17 protein-coding genes are annotated in these 17,921 nt (G+C 65.7%); 7 read left to right on the forward strand and 10 right to left on the reverse strand.

The annotated features are described in order from the left end of the window. Positions 1-263: 263 nt before the first annotated feature. The 4 genes from ACQR13_RS28165 to ACQR13_RS28180 all read right to left on the reverse strand — a co-directional run bounded on the left by ACQR13_RS28165 (position 264) and on the right by ACQR13_RS28180 (position 4,975). The gene (locus ACQR13_RS28165) at positions 264-1,244 is read right to left on the reverse strand and encodes an ABC transporter permease (RefSeq protein ID WP_315713532.1); all 981 of its coding nucleotides are present in this window, start codon (positions 1,242-1,244) and stop codon (positions 264-266) included. Beyond that, positions 1,241-2,221: an ABC transporter permease gene (locus ACQR13_RS28170; RefSeq protein WP_315752346.1), complete on the reverse strand. Its 981-nt coding sequence runs from the start codon at positions 2,219-2,221 to the stop codon at positions 1,241-1,243. Before ACQR13_RS28170 ends, ACQR13_RS28165 begins: the two co-directional genes overlap by 4 nt. Then, positions 2,218-3,759, reverse strand: coding sequence for a sugar ABC transporter ATP-binding protein (locus ACQR13_RS28175; protein WP_315752347.1), 1,542 nt, complete (start codon positions 3,757-3,759; stop codon positions 2,218-2,220). The genes ACQR13_RS28170 and ACQR13_RS28175 overlap by 4 nt, the downstream gene beginning before the upstream one ends. A 76-nt stretch (positions 3,760-3,835) precedes the next feature. Beyond that, positions 3,836-4,975 carry a sugar ABC transporter substrate-binding protein gene (locus ACQR13_RS28180; RefSeq protein ID WP_434863462.1) on the reverse strand — a complete coding sequence of 380 codons (1,140 nt, stop codon included), beginning with the start codon at positions 4,973-4,975 and terminating at the stop codon, positions 3,836-3,838. Between ACQR13_RS28180 and ACQR13_RS28185 the strand changes: the two genes are divergently transcribed. Together ACQR13_RS28185 and ACQR13_RS28190 are read left to right on the forward strand one after the other, a co-directional pair. After that, positions 4,914-5,180 (forward strand): hypothetical protein, encoded by a 267-nt coding sequence (locus tag ACQR13_RS28185; RefSeq protein ID WP_316192951.1) that lies wholly within the window; start codon positions 4,914-4,916, stop codon positions 5,178-5,180. The two genes, ACQR13_RS28180 and ACQR13_RS28185, sit on opposite strands and share 62 nt — an antisense overlap. 18 nt (positions 5,181-5,198) lie before the next feature. After that, a complete protein-coding gene (locus tag ACQR13_RS28190; RefSeq protein WP_315825325.1) occupies positions 5,199-6,224 on the forward strand; it encodes a LacI family DNA-binding transcriptional regulator in 1,026 nt (341 codons plus the stop codon). Positions 6,225-6,237: 13 nt separating this feature from the next. On the opposite strand, the gene ACQR13_RS28195 is transcribed toward ACQR13_RS28190, so the two are convergent. From ACQR13_RS28195 to ACQR13_RS28220, 6 genes are all read right to left on the reverse strand, one after another. Further along, the gene (locus ACQR13_RS28195) at positions 6,238-6,996 is read right to left on the reverse strand and encodes an SDR family NAD(P)-dependent oxidoreductase (RefSeq protein WP_434863463.1); all 759 of its coding nucleotides are present in this window, start codon (positions 6,994-6,996) and stop codon (positions 6,238-6,240) included. Positions 6,997-7,308: 312 nt separating this feature from the next. Further along, positions 7,309-8,181 (reverse strand): ABC transporter ATP-binding protein, encoded by an 873-nt coding sequence (locus ACQR13_RS28200; protein ID WP_315769575.1) that lies wholly within the window; start codon positions 8,179-8,181, stop codon positions 7,309-7,311. Further along, positions 8,178-9,065 carry an ABC transporter permease gene (locus ACQR13_RS28205; RefSeq protein ID WP_316165898.1) on the reverse strand — a complete coding sequence of 296 codons (888 nt, stop codon included), beginning with the start codon at positions 9,063-9,065 and terminating at the stop codon, positions 8,178-8,180. Before ACQR13_RS28205 ends, ACQR13_RS28200 begins: the two co-directional genes overlap by 4 nt. Continuing rightward, complete coding sequence (locus tag ACQR13_RS28210; RefSeq protein WP_434863464.1) at positions 9,062-10,477, reverse strand: ABC transporter substrate-binding protein; 1,416 nt, start codon at positions 10,475-10,477, stop codon at positions 9,062-9,064. The genes ACQR13_RS28205 and ACQR13_RS28210 overlap by 4 nt, the downstream gene beginning before the upstream one ends. A gap of 163 nt (positions 10,478-10,640) precedes the next feature. Then, positions 10,641-11,426, reverse strand: coding sequence for a Crp/Fnr family transcriptional regulator (locus ACQR13_RS28215; RefSeq protein WP_315752353.1), 786 nt, complete (start codon positions 11,424-11,426; stop codon positions 10,641-10,643). A 74-nt stretch (positions 11,427-11,500) separates the two neighbouring features. Next, positions 11,501-11,791, reverse strand: coding sequence for a gamma-butyrobetaine hydroxylase-like domain-containing protein (locus tag ACQR13_RS28220; RefSeq protein WP_315713523.1), 291 nt, complete (start codon positions 11,789-11,791; stop codon positions 11,501-11,503). Between the two features lie 253 nt (positions 11,792-12,044). Here ACQR13_RS28220 and ACQR13_RS28225 point away from each other — a divergent pair, with 253 nt between their 5' ends. The 5 genes from ACQR13_RS28225 (at position 12,045) to ACQR13_RS28245 (ending at position 17,729) form a co-directional block, all read left to right on the forward strand. Continuing rightward, positions 12,045-12,818 carry a ferredoxin--NADP reductase gene (locus tag ACQR13_RS28225; protein ID WP_315752354.1) on the forward strand — a complete coding sequence of 258 codons (774 nt, stop codon included), beginning with the start codon at positions 12,045-12,047 and terminating at the stop codon, positions 12,816-12,818. 112 nt (positions 12,819-12,930) lie between these two features. Continuing rightward, entirely contained in the window at positions 12,931-14,673 is a 1,743-nt protein-coding gene (locus ACQR13_RS28230; protein ID WP_315752355.1) for a fumarate reductase/succinate dehydrogenase flavoprotein subunit, read from the forward strand. 21 nt (positions 14,674-14,694) lie between these two features. Continuing rightward, positions 14,695-14,928, forward strand: a complete 234-nt coding sequence (locus ACQR13_RS28235) for a 4Fe-4S dicluster domain-containing protein (protein WP_006609939.1) — start codon at positions 14,695-14,697, stop codon at positions 14,926-14,928. 2 nt (positions 14,929-14,930) lie between these two features. Next, positions 14,931-15,908, forward strand: coding sequence for a HEAT repeat domain-containing protein (locus ACQR13_RS28240; protein WP_434863465.1), 978 nt, complete (start codon positions 14,931-14,933; stop codon positions 15,906-15,908). Positions 15,909-16,268: 360 nt separating this feature from the next. Beyond that, positions 16,269-17,729, forward strand: a complete 1,461-nt coding sequence (locus ACQR13_RS28245) for an aldehyde dehydrogenase family protein (RefSeq protein WP_315769591.1) — start codon at positions 16,269-16,271, stop codon at positions 17,727-17,729. Positions 17,730-17,921 lie beyond the last annotated feature (192 nt).

Consider the following 17,921-nt stretch of genomic DNA (forward strand, 5'->3'; position numbering starts at 1 on the left):
TCAAGCGTAGCCTGGAACCCTGTTTCGGTTGTGCCGGACAGGAAAGCACATTCGGCGATGAGGCCGCCTTCGCGCCCATAGAAAGCGGGTGAATCGGTGAGAAGAGACCGAGAGCGAATCCGAGGCAGCTTTGGTTTGAAGGGCTTCGCCAGTCGTTGCGGGCGAGCTACTTGTGGTGGTGCTGTGGGGTCAGCGGCCGATCGCTCGCGGGCTTGCGCGAGAGGTGGTCGCCGTCAGCAAAGTCCGTCGCGACGTCGCATGCATCACAGCTTCTGGCGGCCGTAGATCAGGAGCATCAGGATGATCACCGCGCCGTAGATCAGTTGGCGACCGGCCTCGCTGATCTGCATCACCGACAGAATGGATTGCAGCAGGGTGATCAGCACGACGCCGGCGACGGTGCCGAGATAGCTGCCGCGGCCGCCGAGGATGTGCGTGCCGCCGAGCACGACGGCCGCGATCGAGGGCAGCAGATAAGCGTCGCCCATCGACTGCGCCGCCTTCGAGGCGTAGCCCGCGAGCAGAACGCCGCCGCAGGCGGAGAGGGCGCCGGACAGCGCGAACGCCAGCATGGTGATGCGGCGTGTATCGATCCCTGAGAGATAGGCCGCGCGCTCGCGATTGCCGATGGCATAGATGGCGCGGCCAAACGTGGTCCGCGACAGCAGCCAGATCGCGGCGCCGCCGATGATCGCCCACACCAGCACCGCGTTGGGAAGGCCGGGCACGATATTGCCGGTGGCGAGATAGCGCATCGCCTTGGAGGCGGAATCCTGCGGCGCGAAGCCTCCGGTGTAGGCGACCATCAGCCCTTGCGCGACCGCGTTGGTCGCCAGGGTGATGATCATCGAGGGAATGCGCAGATAGGCGACGCCGATGCCGTTCAGGAGACCGATGGCGGCTCCGCAGAGAATGCCGCAGGGAATCGCGATGATGGCGCCGGTCGTGCCATGGGCGGCCGCCGCGCAGGCCATCATCGCGCCCGTCGTGACAACCCAGGGCACCGAGAGATCGATCTGGCCGAGCAGGATCACCAGCATCATGCCGGTGGCGATCACGCCCAGGAAGCTCGCGACCTTCAACTGCTGCAGCAGATAATCCGGCGACAGGAAGCTGCGCGAATAGAGGCTGCCCACCAGCAGCAGCAGCAGGATGCAGCCGAACGAGGCCGCCACCGCCGGATCGATCCGACGCAGCATGGCGATCCCGCGATGGGTCGGTCGTGGTGCCGTTGCGTCGCTCATCCGAACCACTCCAGCCGATTGCGCACCCGCACCAGACCGAACGCGCCGATCGAGACCGCGAGCATCAGCACGAGACCCTGGAACAGCGGCTGCCACAGCGGATCGAAATCGAACACGAACAGCAGATCGCCGATGGTGCGGAAGGCGAGCGCGCCGAAGATCGCCCCGATCGCGCTGCCGCGTCCGCCCATCAGCGATACGCCGCCGAGCACCACGGCCGCGATCGAGAACAGCGTGTAGGCATTGCCACTCGCATAGGCGGCTTCGCCCGTGTAGGAGAAGAACGTCAGGAACAGGCCGCCGATCGCCGACAATAGGCCAGCCAAGGTGTAGGCGACAAACTTGGCCGCGCGGATCGGCGCGCCGGACATGTAGGCTGCGACCTCGGAGGAGCCGGTCGCGAACGCGGCGCGGCCGACGACCGAGCGGCTATAGGGAACCCAGATCAGCAGCGCCGCCGCAGCCAGTGCCACGAGGCTCGTGGGCAGCACGCCGAACAATCTTCCCGTCAAGGCATCCGCCAGAGTCTCGTTGACGGATCCGCCGGGATTGGGCCGCAGGAACAGCGCGATGCCGTAGTACATCGCCCCGGTGGCGATCGTCGTCACGATCGGCTGCAGGCGCCCGAAGATCACGATCGCGCCGTTGATCATGCCGCAGACGATGCCGGTGCCGAGCACGCCGGCCACGCCGAGCGCGGTTTCGGTGGCGGTGCCGACCACGATCCAGGATGCAAGGCAGTTGGTCAGGGTCAGGATCATGCCGACGGACAGATCGATGCCGGCGGTGATCACCACGATCGCCTGCGCCATCGCGACAAAGGCCAGCAGCGTCGCCTTGTTGGCCGCGGTCTGCACCATGTTGGCGCTGAAGCCGGCCGGATGATTGGTCGCATAGAGCAGGAACATCGCGACGAAGATCCCGATCGCGAGCAGGGTGCCGCGCTGTTCGGAGAGCCAGTACCGCCACTCGGTCATGCCAGACTCGCTTCCGCTCGCTCGCCTTCGTCGACATTGAGCGCACTGCTGACCAGCGCGCGCTCGGTGATCTCGGCGCCCGCGAGCTCGCGCCTGATCGCGCCATCGTACATCACCAGCACGCGGTCGCAGCAGCCGATCAGCTCGTCATAGTCGGTCGAATAGAGCAGGATCGCGGCGCCCTCGTCGGCAAGCCGGCGCAGCAGCCGGTAGATCTCCTGCTTGGTGCCGACGTCGATGCCGCGCGTCGGATCGTTGAGCAGGATGATGCGCGGCTTGTTCATCAGCCATTTCGCGATCACCACCTTCTGCTGGTTGCCGCCGGAGAGTGCGCTGACGGCGAGGTCGGGGGAGGCGGTCTTGATCTCGATCAGGCGGATCATCTCCTCGATCAGCATCGATTGCCGCTGCCGGTCGATGATGCCGAATGTCGCGAACCGGTCGAAGGCGGCGGCCGAGAGATTGTCGCGCACCGACATCGGCAGCATCAGTCCTTCGGTCTTGCGGTCCTCCGGAATGAGGGCGAGGCCGATGCGCTCCGACTTGGCGGTGACGGGGCTGTCGATCGTCACCTTGTTGCCGTCGATCAGAATGTCGCCGCGACAGTCGCGCAGCACGCCGAACAGCGCCAGCAGCAGCTCGCGCTGGCCCTGGCCGTCGAGCCCGCCGAGACCGATGATCTCGCCGGCCTGCAGCGAGAACGAGATGTCCTTCAGCCGGTCGCCCCAACTGATGCTCCTGCATTGCAGCGCGGGCGGCCGCCCATCGGTCTTGCGCGGCGGCTTTTCCGGGAAGGCATGCTTGTACTCACGGCCGATCATCAGCTCGATCACTTCGGCATCCGTCTTGGTGCCGGCCCGGAAGGTCGAGATGCGGCGGCCGTTGCGGAACACGCTGCAATCGTCGGCGAGCTCCGCGATCTCGTGCATGCGATGGGAGATGTAGAGCAGCGCCAGCCCCTCGCTGCGCAGGCGCTTCAGCACCTTGAACACCTTGGTCACGTCGGATGCGGTCAGCGCCGAGGTTGCCTCGTCGAGGATCAGGATCTTCGGCTGCCGCGACAGGGCTTTCGCGATCTCGACCATCTGGCGGCGCGACAGCGGCAGGTCCTTCACCAGCGCGCGCGGGTGAATGTCGCTGGCGCCGGCGCGGTGCAGCGCCTCCTCGGCAAGTCGGCGCTGGGCGCGCCGGTCGATCATGCCGAACCGCGTCGGCGGATGCGAGATCATGATGTTGTCGGCGACCGACAGGTCGGGGATCAGCGACAGCTCCTGGAAGATGCAGACGACGCCGGCATCGTTCGCGGCGGAGGGACCGCTGAAGGCGACCGCGCGTCCTTCAAGCGTCATCCGGCCTTCGTCCGGCGCGACCACGCCGACCATCAGCTTGATCAGCGTCGACTTGCCGGCGCCGTTCTCGCCGAGAATGGCGTGGATGCGGCCGGGATGGACCTCCAGGTCCGCACCGTCGAGAGCGATCACGCCGCCGTAGCGCTTGGACAGTCCTTCGGCGCGAAACAGCGGCTCGGCCGCGATCATGCTTGCTCCCTCAGTCGTTTGGGCAATAGGGACGGGCTGGCCGCGAGAGAACTCGCGGACCAGCGATCACACCGGCCTATTGATTTTCCTTCGACTGACCCATGATCTCCTGCGCCGTGAAGTTGATGCCGCAGGTCGGGAAGGAGTTGCCGACGAAGAAGTTGTCGGACTGGGCCGGGAAGTAGTCCTGATCCTTCTTGAAGTTCGGATCTTCGACGACGGCGAGCGGCAGCTTGACCGATTGCGGCACCACCTTGCCTTCCAACGCGGCGAGCGCGACCTTGATCGCGACCGCGACCTGCGCAGGTCCGGTACCGGCGGAAGAGCATTTCAGGCCTTCGGACGCCTTGGCGGCGCAGAACTTGCGGAAGCCGTTTTCGGTCTCGCCGCCGAAGGGCACCATCTTGTGCTTGGCGTCGAGCATGGCCTGCACGATGCCGGTGTCGCCGCCCTGGCCGGAAATCGCATCGAACGGGCCATTGGTCGCGATCGCATCCGCCGTGGCCTTCTGGGCGACGCCGTCGTCCCATTTGCCGACGACCTCGGTGACCTGCCACTTCTTGCCGGAGGCATCGAGAACGGAGTGGAAGCCGTTGTGCCGATCGGTGTCGACCGAGGTGCCGGCGACGCCGCGCACCTCGAGCACCTTGCCGCCGCCGGGCACGTTCTTGACCAGCCACTTCGCCCAGAGTTCGCCGAGACCCTTCTGGTCGACATTGACGTTGATCGCATCTTCCGTCGCGAGGATGTTGTCGAAGGCGACGAGGATCACGCCGGCCTGCTTGGCGCGCTTGATCACCGGCCCGAACGCGGTCGGGTTCTGCGCGTTGACGACGATGGCGTCATAGCCGGAGTCGATGAAGTTGTTGATTGCCGATATCTGGGCCGGCACGTCCTCGCCGGTCGAGACGACCTTGAATTCCTTCAGCTTGGCCTTGATCTCCGGCTGCGCCGCATAGGCCTTCGCGGTCTGGATCATCTGGATGCGCCAGGTATTGGCGATGTAGCCGTTCGCCAGTGCGATGCGGTACGGGCCCTTCTTGGCCGGAAACTTGAAGAACTTGGTGTCCGTGGTCCACGGCACCATGCATTCAGGCTCGGTCGCCGGTCCCTTGACCATCTCCGGCTCCGCCAGCGCCTTGCCGGCAAACGCCGTGACCAACACCAGCGATGCACAAGTGGCAAGGCATCGCGCCCTCATCGACATGGACGACATTCGTGACCTCCCCTGTTGTTGTGGCGCCAAATCAATGACGCATGTGCGAGACGCCTCTTTGTTTCCTGAGGTTGTGCGAGCATTGCTCGTCATCTCGACCCGCCAAGCGTTACTGATCAATGACAGCGCTGTCAATTACCGTCGCGCGGCTTTTGCCAAGCGGCCGGTCGCATGTCATGAATATGGTTCGGACAAATCCGCGTGAATCAATGTTGCAAGGATCATGTCTCAGAAGCGTCGCACCACGCTGGAGGACGTCGCGCGCATCGCCCATGTCAGCGCTGTCACTGTGTCGCGGGCGCTGCGGCGGCCCGATATGGTGTCGCCGGAGTTGCGCAAGCGGATCGATGCCGCGGTCGACAGGCTGGCCTATGTGCCGAACTTCGCGGCGAGCCGGCTCGCCTCGACCCGCACGCATTCGATCGGCATCGTCGTGTCGTCGCTCTCCAACGGCATCTTCGCGGACTACCTGCAGGCGATCTACGACACCCTGCTGCCGCTCGGCTTTCGTCCCGTCGTCGTCAGCAGCCGCTACTCGGCGGAGGAGGAAGAGGGCGCGATCAGGACCTTGCTGGGCCAGAACATCGAGGCGCTGATCCTGGTCGGAGTGAACCAGACGCGGGCCGCGCGGCGCGTTCTCGAACGTTCGCGGATTCCGGTGGTGCAGACATTCGAGCTGACCGACGATCCGATCGATCTGAATGTCGGACTTTCGCAGCGCCAGGGCGGCTACGCCGCGACCCGCTTCCTGATCGAGCTGGGACATCGGCGGATCGCCTATCTCTCGGGACAGCGCGACGACCGGGCCCGCGCCCGGCTCGAGGGGTATCGTGCGGCGCTGGCCGAAGCGGGGCTGGACGGCACGTCGCTGGTGGCCTGGCTGCCGGCGCAGGCGACGATCTCGCTGGGGCGGAAGCTGACCGAGGAGATGCTCGCGAGCGAAGCTCCCGATGCGATCTTCTGCTGCGATGACAACATCGCGCTTGGTGCGCTATTCGCCTGCCAGCAGGCGGGGCTGGAGGTCCCGCGCCGGATCTCGCTGATCGGCTTCAACGACCTGGAATTCGCGGCGGCCTCCAATCCGCCGCTGTCGACCGTGCTGACGCCGCGCGCCGACATGGGGCGCGTGGCGTCCGAACTGGTGCTTCAGGTGATCGCCACCGGCAAGCGGCCGAGAACGCGGCGGATCGACCTCGGCTTCGAGATCGTCGCACGCGGCAGCACCGGACCGCACCTCGTGGCTTCGTGATGATGGTCGAGCCTCAGGCCCAGCCGCCGTCGACGATGTAGTTCTGGTTGGTGCAGGCGCCGCTGTCGTCGGCGGCGAAGAACAGCACCACGCGGGCGATGTCGTCCGGCACGAGCTTGCGCTTGAGGCATTGGCGGCGCATGAGCTCGGCCTCGCCCTCGGGCGTCAGCCAGAGTCTCTGCTGCCGCTCGGTCATGATCCAGCCCGGAAGAATGGAATTGACCCGCACGTTATTGGGTCCGAGATCGCGGGCGAGGGCGCGGGTCAGTCCCTGGATCGCCGACTTCGCCGTGGTGTAGCAGGGCATGTTGCCCTGGCCGAGCACCCAGCTCACCGAGCCGAGATTGACGATCGCGCCGCCTCCGGCCTGGATCATGTCCGGCGCGACCGCCTGGGCCGCGAAGAACTGATGTTTGAGGTTCACGGCGATGCGCTCGTCCCAATAGTCCGGCGTGACGTCCTCGATCGCGTGGCGGTCGTCGCGCGCGGCGTTGTTCACCAGAATGGTGATCGGCCCCAGCGCCGCACGGGCGCCGGCGACCGCAGCCCTCAGCGCACCGATGTCGCGAAGGTCGGCATGCGCGAAGTGCACCTTCGCCTCCGCGGGCAGGCTCGCCAGCAGCTGCTGCGACGCCTCCAGATCGATGTCGATGAATCCGACACGCGCGCCTTGGCCGAGGAAATTGCGCACGATGGCTTCCCCGATGCCGGAGCCGCCGCCGGTCACGAGGACGGCCCGATCCTTGAGGCTCGGATAGATGGTGCCCTGCATTGGCTTCCTCTCAGTTGCGCCTGGAGAGCAGCCGCGCCCGGCGACGACACTGGCTGCATCTCGAACGCCGTCCGTGCCGTGCGATGCACAGCCGGTGCGCGTTCGCCTGTACCCCTTCGTGTGCGCCTGCGAGCAACTCTCGCGCCCGATGTCGATGCTGACGGATCCGGGCGCTCCCCCTGCGATGTCCTTGTTTGGCTTTCCGGCATTCTGCGTCAGGACCGGCAGGGACGCCAGCACTGATGCGCCGCCCGGGTGCGACCATCGGGCGCTTTCGGGCGTAGCTGGAGCGGACGTCGCGGGTCGAGCGCCTCAGAGGATTTCGGCGATCGACTGACCCTGCAGCTCGATACTCAGTCCCTGCATGCCGAGATCGGTGATCTCGCCGCCCATCGCCTTCAGGCTTTCCTCGCGGATCAGCGACATCAGCCCGCGCCGCAGCGCCAGGAATTCCGACGACATCATCATCGCTTGCTGGCGTGGGCGCTCGAGCGGGATCTGGATTTCGGCCTTGATCGAGCCCGGGCGCGCGGTCATGCAGTAGACGCGGTCGGACAGGAAGATCGCCTCGTCGATGTCGTGGGTGACGAACAGCACCGAGATCTTCAGCCGCTGCCACATGTTGGTGAGGATCTGCTGCATGATGATGCGGGTCTGCGCGTCGAGCGCGCCGAACGGCTCGTCGAGCAGCAGCACCTTGGGACCGGTGGCGAGCGCGCGCACGATGCCGACGCGCTGCTTCATGCCGCCGGAGAGGCGCTCGGGATAATGGTTCTCGAACGCCTCGAGGCCGGCGAGCCCGAGCAGAGTGCGCGCCGCGCGTGCGCGCTCGAACTTCGGCATGCCGCGCATCTTCAGCCCGAACTCGACGTTCTCGCGCACCGTCTTCCAGGGAAACAGCGAATATTGCTGGAACACCATGCCGCGCTCGGCGCTCGGACCCGTCACGGCATGGCCGTCGACCGTGACGACGCCGCTGGTGGGTTTGAGGAAACCCGCGACGGCGTTGAGCAGTGTCGACTTGCCGCAACCCGACGGTCCGACGATCGAGACGAACTCACCGGGCTCGACGTGGATCTGCGTGTCGGTGACGGCCTCGACGGCGCCGTCGATGGTCTCGTAGCTCAGGGCGAAGTTGCAGACCTCGATATGGCCCTGTCTCGTATCCGCTGCGGCTTGGCTCATCGCGACCTCCAGGGCATCACCAACTGTCCGGCTGCGCGGATCACGAGGCTCGAGCCGAGCCCGAGCACGCCGATCGCGATCATCCCGAGCGCGATGTCGGCATACTGGACCAGCGAATAGGCTTCCCAGGTGAAGTAGCCGATGCCGAACTGCCCCGAGATCATCTCGGCCGCGATCAGCGACACCCATGCGACGCCCATGCCGACGGTGAGGCCGGTAAAGATGTGCGGCAGCGACGCCGGGAAATAGACCTCGCGGAAGATCGCGGTCTCCCGCGCGCCGAGGCACTTGGCGGCCCGCACCAGCACGGGGTCGACCAGCGTCATGCCGTGCAGCGTGTTGACCAGGATCGGAAAGAACGAGCCGAGAAAGGTGATGAAGACGATGCTCTGCTCGTTGGTCGGCCACAGCATGATCGCCATCGGGACCCAGGCGATCGCCGGGATCGGACGCAGCACCTCGGCGACCGGAAACACGATCTCGTGCACCAGCCTGAAGCGGCCCATGATCAGGCCGAGCGGCACGCCGACCAGTGCGGCCAGCGAGAACCCGATGAAGATCCGGCGGCAACTGAGCAGGATGTGCATCAGGAATTTCGGATCGTGGATCGCCTTGGTGAAGCTCGCATAGACGGCCAGCGGCGCCGGCACGTTGGTGAACTTCACGAAGAAGACGACGCGGTAGGTCGTCAGCAGGTGCCAGCCGATCAGGAACAGGATCAGCGACGCGGTGCCGATCAGCACCGACTGCAGCCTGTCCTGGTTCAGCCGGAACCAGCGTGCCGCGCGGGCGGAGACGTCCGGACGGCTCGGCGGGATCGCGGTGCCAGGCGCGGCGGTCGCCGCGGCCTGGTCGGGGGATGTCATCAAAGCGGGGCTGCTCAAGTCTTGCCTCCCGCGACCGCCAGCTTCACGGCGTCATCAAGTCCCATCACCTTGCCGCCGATCTTGGCGGCATAGGCCTCGGCATCCTTCTTCAGCAGGAACGGCGCGATCTCGCCATTGGCCGCGGCGAAGAACGCCTGGTCGGCGAACAGCTTGATGCCGCGCGCGGTGTCGAAGACGTAGGCGACGTTGATCTTCTTGCCCTTGGCCTTGTAGTCGGCATAGGCGCCGAGCGTGCAGGTAGCGCTGCTGAAGGCTGTGATGCCCTCGCCGTCGACCCAGACCTCACCGGCCTTGCGCGGCTCGGTGATCGGCCTGTTGCAGAACTTGTCCTCGCCGGAGATTTCGTAGTTCGCGGTGCTGGCGAGATCCTTGTCGTAGTCCAGCTTCAGCTCGGCATAGGCCTTGCGGATGTAGCTGTCGTCGACCCATGTCTTCGGATCGAACTCTTTCATGCGGCCGAGGCTCTGCAGCACCTTGACGTCCGTCGCGGCGGCATCCACCAGCGCCGGCTTGATCGTCGGATCCGTGGTCATGTTGCCGCCGGGGCCGAGGAAGATGTAGACGACCTCCTTGTTGATCCCGGTCCATTCCTGGATCTTTTCGGCCGCCGCTTTCGGATCCTGGCGTAGCCACTGGTTGGCGGCGATCACCGCCTTGACATAGGCGATGACGACCTCGGGATATTTTTCCGCGAAGTCGGTGCGGACGACGACGCCATGGAATGTCGGCAGGTTGGTCTGGACGCCGTCGAAGATCTTGCGCGCAAAGCCGCGGAACGGCAGCAGCTCCGCGAACGGCACGAAATCGGCGTGCGCGTCGATCTTCTTTTCCTGCAGGTTGGTCGAGCCGACCTCCGGCGTCTGGCTCACCAGCTGGAAGAAATCCGCCGGATAGCCGCCGTCCTGAAGCGCCTTCAGCACCATGCCGTGTGCGGCCGAGCCGAACGGCACGCTGACAAGCTTGCCCTTGAGGTCGGAGAGTTCGTAGTAGGGCGAGTCCTTGTGAACGACGATGCCGTTTCCGGAGCCGGCGAGGCTGTAGGCGGCGACGGCGATCAGCCGGCTCTTGCTCTCGGGATTGTTCTCGAAGGTGAAGCCGTTCACGATCAGCGGGTAGTCGCCCATCATGCCGAACTGCAGCTTGTTCGCCATCATCCCGTTGGTGACGGGCGGACCGGAGGTGAAGTTCTGCCACTCGATCTCGAACTTGATGTTGGCGTATTTGCCGTCCTTGGGCAGATACTTCTCCAGCAGGTGAAGCTGCCGCACGATGGTGCCGGCCGTCACCGTGTTTGTCGTGGTGTCCTGGGTGCCTATGCCGATCGTGACTGTCTCTGCTGCGACGGGCTGCGCCGCGATCAGGGACAGACAGGTGACGGATAGCAAGAGCGCGTGACGGCAGCGGACCATTCTCATCCCCGTTCGGTTGGATGGCTGATGGCGCCATGATGAAGGCCGCGTCCACGAGCGCAAATCCGGAGTTCGGCAGCGGGTGGATTAGTTGCCGTCAAAATCCGGTTGCGTACTCCTTGGGCAATTTCGCTCATGACAGCCGCTTGCATGAGCAGGCCGGCTAATCCGCGGCCTGGCCGCGCATCTCGTCCAGGACGTCGGGCCGGCAGACCACGATCTGCGAACGCCTGGTGCGGACGATATTCTTTTCCTGCATCCGCTTGAGGCTGATCGTCACCCACTGCCGCGTCGCCCCGACCATGTGGGCGATGTCGGCATGGGTGAAGGCCGCGGCAATGACCTTGCCGTCGGGATCGTCCACGCCATAGAGGTCGACGAGATGCAGCAGCAGATGAGCGAGCCGCTCGGTGATCGAACGCGTCCCCAGCATCTGGGCCAGGGCGGAGTAGCATTTTCCCTTGAAGCTCAACCCCTCGATCAGTCCGATCGCGAGATTGGGGATCTCCGCCACCAGCGTTCGCAGCTCCTTGCCGGGAAGCTGGATCACGCTGGCGTTGCTGGCGGCGATGCCGGACCATTGATGCACGCCGGTGTCGAACACCTCGGGACCGCCGACGAAATTGCCGACATGCCAATAGGCCAGTGTGATCTCGCGCCCCTGCGGCGACGTATAGAACACGCGGATGCGGCCGCTCTCGACCAGGAAGATGCCGTCGTGCCTGGCGCCCTGGCTGAACAGCGTCTGGCCGCGGTTCAGCACCTTGCGGCGGCCCTGCTTGAGCACCTGCTCACGTTCGCGCAGGCTGAGCCTTTCGATCAGCGACGGCGGGCCGCCGATGGATTGCTGGCTTTCGGTGAGCAGGAGCGACGAACTGGTCACCGCGCGCGCTGACGTCATGGGAGAGGGCACGGCGTCCGCAGCTGATTTGGCTGCCTGCAGCAACATGTCTTGCCTCCGCATTGATCATACTGATCAGAAGCGGAGCAATGTTCGTGCCATCCGTCACCGCGCGACGCACCTCAGGCGGCAACGAGTTCCCAAAGGTATGATTTCGGATAGATGCCGCGATTGTGGCCGTCGGAAAACGCGATGTTCAAGCCGTAACCGAGATCTCCGACCCCGACGATGCCGATCCCGGGAAACTGCGCCGGGAAGCGGCCGTCGAGGCGGGCCCGCCTGCAATGCGCGCACATGCAGGACAGCCGCAGCCGTTCGGCGGACAGCTCGGCGGGAGCGCCGCCGGCATTCCGCAGCCGTAACGACGCCAGGTCGGGACTGACTTCGCTGTTGAGGGTATCGGCTGGAATCATGGCGCCTCCTGGTTGTGCCGAAGCCGGCGTCGTCACGCTAGGGGAGACGGACCAGGGCCCCCAGCAACTAATTGCCTTGTTCGACGGAATGTGGAGCGCGAGGTGCTTCGTTGCCGCGCGCTCGCCTTCCCGCGGAACAATCTTTGCAACTAATCCACCGCCGCGGCGCGTTCGAAATTGCCGAACCGCGCCGTTTCCGCGACATCGTCGTCAGCAACCGCACACGGCGCGCCCCACGCCTCAGGAGACGACGATGAGCGCTTTTCAGACCGAGACGGTGTTGTCGGTCCGGCACTGGACCGATTCGCTGTTCAGCTTCACCGCCACGCGGGATCCCGGCTTCCGCTTCCAGAACGGGCAGTTCGCGATGATCGGGCTCGAGGTCGACGGCCGGCCGCTGATGCGCGCCTACAGCATGGCGAGCGCCAATCACGAGGAGGAGCTGGAGTTCTTCAGCATCAAGGTAGCGGACGGGCCGCTGACCTCCCGGCTGCAGAAGATCAAAGAGGGCGATCGCATCCTGGTGGGGCGCAAGGCGACGGGAACGCTGATCGCGGGCAACCTGATTCCGGGCAGGCGTCTGCTGCTGCTGTCGACCGGCACCGGGCTGGCGCCGTTCGCCAGCCTGGTCAAGGATCCCGACATCTACGAGACCTATGAGACCATCGTGCTGGCCCACGGCTGCCGCCAGGTCTCGGAGCTCGCCTATGGCGAGCAGCTCGTCGATGGCCTGCGCGGCCACGAATTCCTCGGACCGCTGGTCCGGAACCGGCTGCTTCATTACCCCACGGTGACCCGCGAGCCGTTCCGCAACCGCGGCCGCATCACCGACCTGATCGCATCGGGGCAGATGTTCGCCGACATCGGCGGGCCCGACCTCGATGTCGAGACCGACCGCGTCATGCTCTGCGGCAGCCCGGCGATGTTGGCCGAGCTCCAGGCCATGCTGGAGGGCCGCGGCTTCGTCGAAGGCAACCACAGCACGCCCGGCCATTTCGTGGTCGAGAAGGCGTTCGTCGAGCGCTGATTGGCCGGCGCGAAGAAATGCGCTCAGGCGACAACTAATTGCTATCGCCGGGTGCCCCCGCTGAACAAGTCTGGTCCGGACCGGTGTGACCCCGGCCAAGCAGGAGCTTAGAATGGCAATGGATGAGATCGTCGACGGCCTCTCGGAGGTGTCCTGCGACGTGCTGGTGATCGGCGGCGGCACCGCCGGCCCGATGGCTGCCCTGAAGGCCAAGTTGAAGAATCCCAAGGCGAACGTCGTTCTGCTGGAGAAGGCGAACGTCAAGCGCTCCGGCGCGATCTCGATGGGCATGGACGGCCTGAACAACGCCGTCATCCCCGGCTATGCAACGCCGGAGCAATACACCAAGGAGATCACGATCGCCAATGACGGCATCGTCGATCAGAAGGCGGTCTACAAATACGCCCAGAGCTGCTACGGGATCATCGAGGAGCTCGACAGCTTCGGCATCCGCTTCCTCAAGAACGAGAACGGCGACTATGCCGTCAAGAAGGTGCACCACATCGGCACCTACGTGCTGCCGATGCCGAACGGCGAGACCGTCAAGAAGGCGCTGTACCGGCAACTGCGCCGCGCACGCATCCTGATCTCCAACCGCTACATGGCGACGCGGCTCTTGAAGTCGAGCGATGGCCGCATCGCCGGCGCCGTCAGCGTCAACACCCGCACCGCCGAGATGCTGGTGATCAAGGCCAAGGCCGTCATCCTGTGCATGGGCGCGGCGGGACGGCTCGGCCTGCCGACCTCGGGATACATGTTCGGCACCTATGAGAATGCCGCCAATTCCGGCGACGGCTATGCGATGGCCTATCACGCGGGCGCGGCGCTCGCCAATCTCGAATGCTTCCAGATCAATCCGCTGATCAAGGACTACAACGGTCCGGCCTGCGCCTATGTCGCCGGTCCCTTCGGCGCCTATACCGCCAACAACGAGGATCGCCGCTTCATCGAATGCGACTATTGGTCGGGCCAGATGATGCTGGAATTCTACAACGAGCTGCTGTCCGGCAAGGGGCCGGTGTTCCTGCAGCTCAAGCACCTGCACGACAAGACCATCGAGGAGATCGAGCACACCCTGCACAAGGTCGAGCGGCCCACGCGGGGGCTGTTTCAGGAGGGCCGCGGCGTCGACTACCGCAAGGAATCGATCGAGATGCACATCTCGGAGATCGGCTTCTGCTCCGGCCACAGCGCGTCGGGCGTGTTCGTCGACGACAATGCCCGCACGACCGTCCCCGGGCTCTATGCGGCCGGCGACATGGCCAGCGTTCCGCACAACTATATGTTGGGCGCATTCACCAACGGTTCGTTCGCCGGGCTCGACGCGATGGAGTTCGCCGACAATCATGATTTCGGCGACATCGATGCCGCCGAGATCGCGCTGGAGCGCGAGCGCGTGCTGGCGCCGACGAAGCGCGAGGATGGCATTCCGCCGAACCAGATCGAGTACAAGACGCGGCGCCTGGTCAACGACTATCTGCAGCCGCCGAAGGTGACGCGGAAGTACGAGCTCGGGATGCGCCGGCTCGCCGAGGTCCGCGAGGACATGCAGGAGCGCATGATCGCACGCAACGCGCATGAATTGCTGCGCGCACTGGAGGTACAGTCGATCATGGATTGCGCGGACATGGCCGCCCATGCCTCGCTGTTCCGCGAGGAGAGCCGTTGGGGGCTCTATCACTGGCGCACCGATTTTCCGGACAAGGACAACGAGAACTGGTTCTGTCACACGCTGCTGAGCAAGCTGGACGGCCGCATGACCAGCGAGAAGCGGGCGGTGCAGCCCTATGTCGTGCCGATCGCGGACGATGAGAAGGACCTCTACGACAAGCAGCGCATCCGCGCCAGCGCCTGACGATCAGAAGGAGAACGAGACATGCCTCTTGCAACCTATCAGACGTCGGTCCCGGTCGTCGTCGACGACGCCAAATGCATCGCCGACAAGGGCTGCACGGTCTGCGTCGACGTCTGCCCGCTCGATGTGCTCCGGATCAGCGACATGACCGGCAAGGCCTTCATGGCCTATGACGAATGCTGGTACTGCATGCCCTGCGAGGCGGATTGCCCGACCGGCGCCGTCACCGTCAACATTCCCTATCTGTTGAGGTGACCATGTCGAGCCCGTTCGAAGCCTATGACGATCTCGACGACGCCGACGAGCGGCTCGGTGCTGCCGATCCGGCGGAGCGGCGGGTCGCGATCATCGCGTTGGGACATTCCGGCGATCCCGCCGCGGTCGCGCATCTGGCGAAGATGGTCGTCGATCCCGACGCCGGCGTGCGCCAGCAGGTCGCCATGGCGCTCGGCGAGTTCGACGGGCCGGAGGCGGCGGAGGCGCTGGTCCAATTGCTCGTCGATCCCGAGCGGATCGTCGCATCGGCAGCCGCCGACAGTCTCGCCGAGTTCAAGGATCCCGCTTCGGCCGACGCCATCCTGCCGCTGGTGAAGCATGCCCACGCCTTCGTCCGGATGGGCGCGCTGCGCGCGCTGAAGGAGCTGCGGCGCAAGGACACGCTCAAGCCGGCGCTGGAGGCGCTGCAGGATCCGGATGCCGCGGTCCGCGTGCAGGCGATCGGCGTCATCGGCTTCCTCAAGCTCGAGGAGTCGATTCCGGCGCTGACGGCGCTGATCAGTGATCCCGATGCGCATGTCCGGCGCGCGGCGGTCAGCGCGCTCGCCTTCTCGCACATGAAGATCGCCGCGGAGACCATCACCCGCGCGCTCAAGGATTCCGACTGGATGGTGCGGGAGATGGCGGCCGAGACGCTCGGGCTCAACGTCAATGGTGCAGTCGCCGCCGATCCGTTGATCGCCTGCCTGGCGGATGAGTTCTGGCAGGTGCGCCTGAAGGCGATCCGCAGCCTCGGACGTATGAAGGTGCTGCATGCGGTGCGGCCGATCGGCCATTGCATCACCCACGAGCAGGCCAATCTGCGCAAGGAGGCGGCGGCTGCGCTGGGCGAGATCGCTGCGCCCGACGGCGAGCCGTACCTCGCGCTGGTCGCCGACGATCTCGATCCCGACGTGCGCAAGAATGCGAGATGGGCGCTGCACCAGATCGCGGCGAGCAAGGCGAGAACCGGCGCGTAATCGCGCGCCGGCCACGAGCGTTCCCGACCGCCTGGCGGACCGGGCGGTCAGCCAGATGACGAGCCTTGCGACGATCATGTCGCGGCCGATCGCGCGCGAGTCCCGCAGGGCCGCGCGCCGCACGTTCTCGTGCGCCCCACGTCCCGTTCTGGACGGCTCCCGGATTGTCTGACAGAAACGTCGGACGCATCCATCGGGCATCATGACCGCTGCAGCGCAAACGGAGAGAGGGGCCGGTCAGTCCGGCCCTGGTGACACGCCTCCATTGCCGACCGGCTGTCGCGCGGCCGCGAGGGGATGCGCCGTGCCGAGGTCTGATATGACCCGCGGACGAGCTGCAAAGGAAGTCGGAGAGCTGCCATGAACGCCAATGTCAAACTGCCTGCCGCCAAGGGCGTCTTCATCGAGAACAAGTGGCAGCCCGCGCAGTCGGGCCGCACCATTGCGATGCTGGCGCCGGCGACCGGACAGGTGATCGCCTCGATTGCCGCCGGTGACGCGGCCGACATCGATCTTGCCGTGGCGGCGGCGCGCCGCGCGCTGGAAGGCCCGTGGGGCCGGCTCGCCGCGGTGGACCGCGGGCGCCTGTTGTCGAAGCTCGGCCGCCTCGTCGAGGACAATGCCGAGGAGCTCGCGAAGCTCGAAGCGGCCGATACCGGCAAGCCGATGAAGCAGGCCAAGGCGGACGTTGTCGCGGTCGCGCGCTATTTCGAATATTACGGCGGCGCCGCCGACAAGGTGCATGGCGACACCATCCCGTTTCTCGACGGCTTCTTCGTCACCACGGTGTACGAGCCGCTCGGCGTCACCGGCCATATCATTCCGTGGAACTATCCGGGGCAGATGTTCGGCCGCACCGTCGCGCCGGCGCTGGCGATGGGCAACGCGACCGTGATCAAGCCGGCCGAGGAGGCCTGCCTGGTGCCGCTGCGTCTTGCCGAGCTCGCGGCGGAAGCCGGCTTCCCGGCCGGTGCGATCAACGTCGTGCCGGGTCTTGGCGAGGAGGCGGGTGCGGCGCTGTCGGCGCATGACGGCATCGATTTCATCTCCTTCACCGGCAGCCCGGAGGTCGGCACGCTCGTGCAGACGGCGGCCGCGAGGAACCACATCGGCTGCACGCTCGAACTCGGCGGCAAGTCGCCGCAGATCGTGTTCGCCGACGCCGATCTCGATGCCGCGCTGACCTCGGTGGCCGCGGCGATCGTGCAGAACGCCGGCCAGACCTGCTCGGCCGGCTCGCGCGTGCTGGTGGAGCGCTCGATCTGGGACCGCTTCCTGGCCGACCTTACGCTCCGCTTCGAGAAGATCACGGCCGGCACGCCGGAGATGGATCTCGATCTTGGTCCGGTCATCAGCGCGGTCCAGAAGACGCGGATCGAAAACATGCTGGCGCGTGCCGAAAGCGGCGGCGCCAGGCGCGTGGCGACCGGCAGGATCGCCGAGGGCGTGCCGAGCGAGGGCTTCTATGTGGCGCCGGCGCTGTATCAGCACGTCGCGCGCGACTCCGAGCTGGCGCGCGAGGAGGTGTTCGGTCCGGTGCTGGCGGCGATGCCGTTCGACGACGAGGCCGACGCCGTCAGGCTCGCCAACGCCACCGATTTCGGCCTGGTCGCCGGCGTCTGGTCGGGCGACGGCTCGCGAGCGATGCGCGTCGCGCGCAAGGTCAAGGTCGGCCAGATGTTCGTCAATGGCTACGGCGCCGGCGGCGGCATCGAGCTGCCGTTCGGCGGCATGAAGAAATCGGGACACGGCCGCGAGAAGGGGTTCGAGGCGCTGTACGAGCTTGCCGCGATGAAGACCCTGATCGTCAAGCACGGCTAGCGGAGTGGGAGTTCCGATCAGTTCCGCCGTGCGGACGTCACTGACAATGCCGCCCGGCGTTGTCGTTGTCAGTCCGCGCGGCGAGGCGCCAGAGCAGGATCCGGAAAAGTGGAAGCCGGTTGTCCCTCGCGACAAACGCCGAAGGCGTTTGCGCGGAGATCATGCTCAAACAGCGAGACGACATCAGGGTTT

This window comes from Bradyrhizobium sp. HKCCYLRH3059 (assembly GCF_051168035.1).
Taxonomy (GTDB): domain Bacteria; phylum Pseudomonadota; class Alphaproteobacteria; order Rhizobiales; family Xanthobacteraceae; genus Bradyrhizobium.